At 70.5% G+C, this 6,766-nt stretch carries 8 protein-coding genes; 1 reads left to right on the forward strand and 7 read right to left on the reverse strand.

From position 1 onward, the window contains the following. Positions 1–554, forward strand: a 554-nt coding sequence (locus ACFE71_RS14185; RefSeq protein ID WP_375429415.1) for a UTP--glucose-1-phosphate uridylyltransferase, incomplete at its 5' end; no start/stop codon positions are given. A gap of 115 nt (positions 555–669) precedes the next feature. Here the strand turns inward: ACFE71_RS14185 and ACFE71_RS14190 are convergent. The 7 genes from ACFE71_RS14190 to ACFE71_RS14220 all read right to left on the reverse strand — a co-directional run. Then, positions 670–1,425 carry a ThiF family adenylyltransferase gene (locus ACFE71_RS14190; RefSeq protein WP_375429416.1) on the reverse strand — a complete coding sequence of 252 codons (756 nt, stop codon included), beginning with the start codon at positions 1,423–1,425 and terminating at the stop codon, positions 670–672. Further along, the gene (locus tag ACFE71_RS14195; RefSeq protein WP_375429417.1) at positions 1,422–1,802 is read right to left on the reverse strand and encodes a hypothetical protein; all 381 of its coding nucleotides are present in this window, start codon (positions 1,800–1,802) and stop codon (positions 1,422–1,424) included. The genes ACFE71_RS14190 and ACFE71_RS14195 overlap by 4 nt, the downstream gene beginning before the upstream one ends. Then, positions 1,799–2,236, reverse strand: coding sequence for a dUTP diphosphatase (gene dut / locus ACFE71_RS14200; protein ID WP_375429418.1), 438 nt, complete (start codon positions 2,234–2,236; stop codon positions 1,799–1,801). The genes ACFE71_RS14195 and dut overlap by 4 nt, the downstream gene beginning before the upstream one ends. Positions 2,237–2,282: 46 nt before the next feature. Further along, positions 2,283–3,467: a bifunctional phosphopantothenoylcysteine decarboxylase/phosphopantothenate--cysteine ligase CoaBC gene (gene coaBC / locus ACFE71_RS14205; protein ID WP_375429419.1), complete on the reverse strand. Its 1,185-nt coding sequence runs from the start codon at positions 3,465–3,467 to the stop codon at positions 2,283–2,285. Then, positions 3,464–4,510, reverse strand: a complete 1,047-nt coding sequence (locus tag ACFE71_RS14210; protein WP_375429420.1) for a hypothetical protein — start codon at positions 4,508–4,510, stop codon at positions 3,464–3,466. Before ACFE71_RS14210 ends, coaBC begins: the two co-directional genes overlap by 4 nt. 74 nt (positions 4,511–4,584) lie before the next feature. Next, a complete protein-coding gene (gene ubiB, locus ACFE71_RS14215) occupies positions 4,585–6,123 on the reverse strand; it encodes a 2-polyprenylphenol 6-hydroxylase (RefSeq protein ID WP_375429421.1) in 1,539 nt (512 codons plus the stop codon). A gap of 4 nt (positions 6,124–6,127) precedes the next feature. Continuing rightward, a partial coding sequence (locus ACFE71_RS14220) for a class I SAM-dependent methyltransferase (protein WP_375429422.1) occupies positions 6,128–6,766 on the reverse strand: 639 nt, incomplete at its 5' end.

The raw sequence follows: 6,766 nt of genomic DNA on the forward strand, positions 1-6,766 counted from the left end.
AGGAGCCGCTGGGGCTGGGCCATGCGGTCTGGTGCGCGCGCGACATCGTCGGCGATGAGCCGTTCGCGGTGCTGCTGCCCGATGAGTTGATGGTGGGTGCCCCCAACTTCACCGCGCAGATGGTCGCGGCTTACGCCACCGTCGGCGGCAACATCGTCGGCGCGCTGGAAGTGCCGGCCCACGAGACGGACAAATACGGCGTGATCTCGCCGGGGCGCGCGGACGGTCGGCTGACCGAGGTCACGGCGCTGGTCGAAAAACCCGCCCGCGGCACCGCGCCGTCGAACCTGATGATCCCCGGGCGCTACATCCTGCAGCCCGAGGTGATGGCGGTGCTCGACAATCCGGTGAAGGGGGCGGGGGGCGAGATCCAGCTGACCGATGCGATGGCGCAGCTGATCGGGCGGCAGCCGTTCCACGGCTACACGTTCGACGGGCAGCGTTATGATTGCGGGGACAAGGCCGGGTACATCCAGGCGAACCTGGCGTTGGCGCTGGCGCGTGAGGATATTGGGCCGGCGGTGAGGACATTCGCGCGGGGGCTTTTGGGCTAGTCCTTCTCGTCATGCAGGACTTGTTGCGGCATCCATCGTCGATCAGGCTACCCGTTACAATGAGTGGGACCGTGCAACGATGGGCCCCGGAACAAGTCCGGGGTGACGGAAAGGGTTATAGATCGGCGCATGCCGGGCAGCCCGGGTCCTTGGGCAGGGTGAGAGTGCGGAAGCGGAGCGCGAGCAGGTCGACGAGCAGGAGCTTGCCCGCCGAATCGTCGCCGAAGGGCGCCACGGCGCGGATCGCTTCCAGCGCGGCGAGCGTGCCGAACACCCCGGCTGCGGGGCCGAGCACGCCGTCCTCCGCGCACGAGCCGCCGGGTCGCTCGGGCGCGGCACCCACGAAACAGCGATAGCAGGGCCGGGTGGGTTCCCACCCGCGATATACGGCGAGTTGGCCCTCGAACTGGGCAACCGCGGCCGAGATAAGCGGCACGCGCATCGCCAACGCCGCGTCCGCGACGGCAAGCCGAGTGGTGAAATTATCGGATCCATCAATCACCGCGTCCGCCCCGGCGAGCAGCGCGGCGGCGTTGCCGGCGTCGATCCGCACCGCCCGGCAATCGACCGCGACATGAGGGTTGAGCCGCGCCACGGCCGCGCGCGCGGCGTCTACCTTGGGACCGCCCGCGTCGTCCACGGCGTATATCGTCTGGCGGTGGAGGTTGGTCGCATCCACCCGGTCGTCGTCGATCAGGATCAGCCGCCCGACACCCGCGCCCGCAAGGTATTGGATCGCGGGCGACCCGATCCCGCCCGCGCCGACCACCGTCACCGCCGCCGCACCCAGCAGTCCTTGCGCCCGCCCGCCAAACTCGCGCAGGACGATGTGGCGGGCGTAGCGGGCGAGCTCGTCGTCGGTGAAGTTCAAACGGCCCAACGATAGGTGACCACATATCGGTACCAGCCGGGGCGCCGCATCGGTTCAGCCGACGTAATGCGGCGCGCCAAGCGGAAGACGTAGCCGGCGGTGAACTGTTCCACCGTCGGGCAACCGATGGCCCGGGGTACGATCCGGCGCACGACGCCGTCCGCCTCGAGAAGGATCGCGACCGGCACGACGATGCGCACCTCGCCCGCGGTCGGTGGCGCGGCGCAGCGGCCGACGGCGACCTCGCGCCGGACATATTCCGACGGATCGAACGCGCCGCGCCGCGGCATCACCGGCAGATCGGGAAGCGCGCTCCAGTCGGTCGGGGGCAGGGCGGGTGGTGACGCCGACGCCGCCTGGAGCAGAAGCGCGATCATCGCCCGGTCGACCCGAAGCCGCGTTCGCCGCGCACCGTCTCGTTCAACGAATCCACTTCCTCGACTGAGGCGTGCGTCACCGCAGCGGGAACGAGCTGCGCGATCCGCTCGCCGCGCACGACCGCGAACGGTTCGGCGCCCAAGTTGGCCAGGATGACCTTCACCTCCCCGCGATAGTCGCTGTCGATCGTGCCCGGCGTGTTCAGGCAGGTGATCCCGTGCTTGAGCGCCAAGCCGGATCGCGGCCGCACCTGCACCTCGTAGCCGTCCGGCACCGCGATGGCGAAGCCGGTCGCCACGGCCGCGCGCGCGCCGGGTTCGAGCAAGAGATCCTGGGCCGCGACCAAGTCCATCCCCGCCGCGCCTGCGGTCGCGTAGGCCGGCAGCGGCAGACCCTGCCCGTGCGGCAGGCGAAGGAGCGACACTCGGATCACGACGCGAACATATCGTATCGGAACGATCGTTGCGACCCCGGCCCGTTCAGGCGTTCAACGCCGCGGCGATCCGATCGGCGAGCTGCGCCGCGACGGCCTCCTTGGGCAGGCGCGGCCAGTCCTCGACCCCGTCCGACGTGACGAGGTGGACGGCGTTGGCGTCGCCGCCCATCACGTCGCCGGACACGTCGTTGGCGACGATCCAATCGACGCCCTTGCGCGCGCGTTTCGCGACCGCGTGCTCGATCACGCGTTCGGTCTCGGCCGCGAAGCCGATCACGAGTCTGGGACGATCTGGCGAGCGGGCGAGCGCGGCGAGGATGTCCGGATTCTCGATGAGTCCGAGCGTGAGTGAGGCGTCTCCCTTCTTGGTCTTGTGCGCGGCCGGCTCGACCCGCCAATCGGCGACTGCGGCGACCATGACCGCGACGTCCGCTGGGAGAGCCGCTTCGACCGCGGCGGCCATCTCGCGGGCGGTGGTAACGTCGATGCGGTCGACGCCTGCGGGTGTGGGGAGGACGACGGGGCCCGCGACCAGGGTCACCTTTGCGCCAAGGGCGGCGAGGGCCCCGGCGATCGCGAAGCCCTGGCGCCCGGAGGAGAGGTTGGCGAGGTAGCGGACGGGGTCGATCGGCTCGTGCGTCGGCCCGGCGGTGACCAGGGCGTGGCGAGTGGAGAGGGGCCGAACAGGAAGGGGCTGGGCTAGAACCCGCTCGATCTCGGTCGCGATCGCCTCCGGCTCGGGTAGCCTTCCCGGCCCCCATTCGCCGCAGGCCATCGCACCCTCGTCGGGGTCCATCACCCGCACGCCGTCGGCGCGGAGCCGTTCGACGTTGCGGCGGGTGGCCGGGTGCAGCCACATGCGGACGTTCATCGCGGGGGCGGCGAGCACTGGCTTGTCGGTGGCGAGGAGGACGGTGGTGGCGAGGTCGTCCGCGTGCCCGCCAGCCATGCGGGCCAGGAGGTCGGCGGTGGCGGGAGCGATGACGACCAGATCGGCCTTGCGGCTGAGCTGGATGTGACCCATCTCGTGCTCGTCCTTCAAGTCCCAGAGCGAGCTGTAGACCCGGTCCTCGCTGAGGGCGGCGAGCGTCATGGGCGTGACGAAGTGCAACGCCCCCTCCGTTAGGACGCAGCGGACGGCGTGGCCGCGCTTGCGGAGGAGCCGGACGAGCTCACACGATTTATACGCCGCGATGCCGCCGCCGATGATCAGGAGGATGCGGCTCACCGCACCACCCGGGTGACGGTGATACGCCGCCGTCGCTCGCCCGTCGCCGCGCGGGCCAGATCGCGCAAGGCGTCGGGGACGAAGGCGAGGCCGATCAGCAGCGGTCCAGCGACGAGCAGCCCCCAATAAAAGGTGTCGACCCGTCCCGCGACGCCGAGCAGCACCGCATAGGCCGTGAAGACGGCCAGTGCGCGCGCCGCCAGCGGCTCGGCCCAGGCGGCCCATCCGAACAACGCCATGCCGACGAGCGGGGCGGCGAGCCCGAGCGGCGCCAGGCTGAGCGCGGTCGAGAGCGTCATCGTGCGCACGAAGAAGCCGAAGCCGAGCATTCCCGCCCAGCCAGGCGAGGCGGGGTCGAGCGGGCGGACCACCTGCGTGACGGCGTGGGCGTGTGCCGCGACGACGACCGCGAGCACCGCCGTCGCGAGCGCCCAACCGAAAGCCTCGCGCCGTTCGCCCTCGATCCAGGCTGCCGCCGCCATGACCGCGACATAGAGCGCGGCCGTTTCGCGCACCAGCGTCGCCGCCAAGCCGATCGCCACCGCCTCCACCCAGCGGCCCGGACGCCGAAGCGCGAGTGAAAGCGCGATCAGCAGGCCGGCCCAAATCTCGTGGAACCACATCAGATCTGCCTGGACGAAGACGAGCATCCCGCCGCCGAGCAGCAGCAGCGCGACGATCCGCGGCGGCGCGCGCCCGAACGCCGGAACGAACCGTACCCACCAGGCAAGCGCCACGGCGGCGGCGGCGAGGTACAGCAGGACCACTGATCCCGCCTCCGACAGCCGTCCCTGAACCGCAGCGAGCGTCGGCAGGCGAAAGGTGACGAAGGGCTTGAGCGGGTAATCGCCCGTCCGGAGCGCCTGCGCGGTGACGGCGTAATACTCGCCGCCGTGACGCATCTGGTCGACGATCGTCTGGTAGAGCACGACGTCCGCCTGATCCTCGGCGCGGTTCGCGGGATCGCCGCTGACCGGGGGCGGGGCGGGTGAGCGGAGCGCGAGGAGGCAGGCGGCGAGCAGCAACACGAGGAGCGCCAGCATGGATCGCGCCCGACCTCTCGACATCCCGGCGAAGCGGGTCGGGCGCGCGGTCCACCAAGGCGTGCGCGCGGGGGTCATGCAGCCATCAGCACCGTCGCCCCGACGCCCAGCCCGGCCGCGGCGATCGCGACGGCGGCGTAGCGCCAGCCGATCCGCGCGCCGACGATCTCGACCTGCGCGAGCGGGAGCGGCGGGGGCGCGCCGCCGGGCGGGGGCAGGAAGCGGGTCTCCAGCCGACGGATGAGCTCGGGAAGCTTGGCGAGCGTGCGCAGGTCGGCCGTCAGGCGGTTCGCGATGGCCGCTTCGGGGCCGAGTTCGCCGCGCACCCATTCCTCAATATAGGGCTGGGCTACCTCCCACATGTTGATGTCGGGATCGAGCGAGGTCGCGACGCCCTCTACCACAACCATCGTCTTCTGGAGGAGGAGGAGGTGCGGCTGGGTCGCCATGTCGAAATCGCGGGTGATCGAGAAGAGCGTGTCGAGCATCGCTCCCATCGACATGTCCTTTACGGGCAGGCCGCGCATCGGTTCGCCGACCGCGCGCAACGCCGTCGCGAACTCGGCGAGGTTGTGGTGCGCGGGAACGTAGCCCGCCTCGAAATGGATTTCCGCGACGCGCCGATAGTTACCCGTGATCAGCCCGTAGAGGATCTCCGCCAACCAGGTGCGCGCACGGCGGTCGATGCGGCCCATGATGCCGAAATCAATCGCGGCGATGCGGTCGCCGGGGATGGCGAACAGGTTGCCCTGATGCATGTCGGCGTGGAAATGCCCCTCGGCGATCGCTTGGCGCAGGAAAGCGCGGACGAGCAGGCGCGCGAGCTTGGCGGGATCGTAGCCGGCCGCGAGGAGCGCGGGGCGGTCGGACAGCTTAATTCCGTCGATCCATTCCAGCGTCAGGACGCGGGTGGTGGAGCGAGCCCAGTCGATCTTGGGGATCACGAAGTCGGGCTCGGCGGTCATCTGCTCGGCGAGCTCGGAGGCAGACGCCGCCTCGCGCCGGAAGTTGAGTTCGCGCAGGGTCCAACGCTTGAAGGTCGCGACCGTCAGACGGGGGCGGAGTCGCGCGGCCTCGCCGCCGGCCGCCTCGACGCGGGCGGCCGCCCATTCGTAGGTCTCGATCGCCTCCTGGAAGTCGTGTTCGACACCGGGGCGGAGAACCTTGACCGCGACCTGCGCGCCCTCGGTCGTGACCGCGCGGTGGACCTGCGCGATAGAGGCGGCGCCGATCGGCTCCTCCTCGACGCGCTCGAACAGGTCGGAGAGCGGGCGGCGCAGGCTCGCCTCCATGACGCCCCGGATGACGGGGAAAGGGACGGCGGGAAGTCGGTCCTGAAGGCGGCGGAGGTCACGCGCGGCTTCCTCGCCGACCAGGTCGGGGCGCGTCGCGAGCGTCTGGCCGAGCTTGATCGCGGCGGGGCCGATCGCCTGAAACGCCTCGGCGTAGCGGGGCCGGACGGGAAGGCGCGCGCCGAGGCGGGCGAGGCGGGCGAGGCGGCGAATGCCGGGCGGCGTGTTGGGCTCGCGCTCGATCCCGAGCAGCGCGCCGTGCCGCGCCAGGATGCGGCCCCAGCGCACAAGGCGGCCGATATGGGTCACGGCGGAGGTCAACCGATCAGATCCGCCACCCGCTATGGATCGCGACCAGGCCGCCCATGATCGGCTCGACCTTGGTGCGGACGAAGCTCGCTTCGGCGATCATCCGCTCGAAAGCCCGCATGTCCGGGAAGCGGCGGATCGACTCGATCAGATAGCGATAGCTGTCGGCGTCGTTGGCGAGAAGCTTGCCGAGCCGGGGTATGACCCGGTGCGAGTAGGCGTCGTACAGGTCTGAGAAGCCGGGCCATTCGACGGTCGAGAATTCGAGGCAGAAGAAACGGCCGCCACGCACAAGCACGCGGTGCGCCTCGCGGAGGGCGGCGGGGATGTCGGTCACGTTCCGGATACCGAGCGCGATCGTGTAGGCGTCGAAAGAGCGGTCGGGGAAGTCTAGCATCTCCGCGTTCGCCTCCGTCCAGGTCAGCCCCTCGATGCCGCGCTCGGCGGCGCGTTCGATCCCGACATCGAGCATGGCGGGGTTGATGTCGGCCACCGTCACGTCCGCGCCCGATCTGGCGAGGCGGAAGGCGACGTCGCCGGTGCCGCCCGCCATGTCGAGGATGCGGTCGGTCGAGCGGGGCTGCACCCGGCGGACCAAGCGGTCCTTCCACAACCGGTGCATGCCGCCCGACATGGCGTCGTTCATCAGGTCGTA

Origin of the sequence: uncultured Sphingomonas sp. (assembly GCF_964237155.1) — a bacterium.
In the GTDB taxonomy this organism is placed as follows: Bacteria; Pseudomonadota; Alphaproteobacteria; order Sphingomonadales; family Sphingomonadaceae; genus Sphingomonas.

What these genes read in the sequence shown, in the direction of transcription:
- ACFE71_RS14195 (WP_375429417.1), bottom strand. Translation starts at nt 1,802, where the DNA reads ATGATCGCGCTTCTGCTCCAGGCGGCGTCGGCGTCACCACCCGCCCTG.
- ACFE71_RS14210 (WP_375429420.1), bottom strand. Translation starts at nt 4,510, where the DNA reads ATGCTGGCGCTCCTCGTGTTGCTGCTCGCCGCCTGCCTCCTCGCGCTC.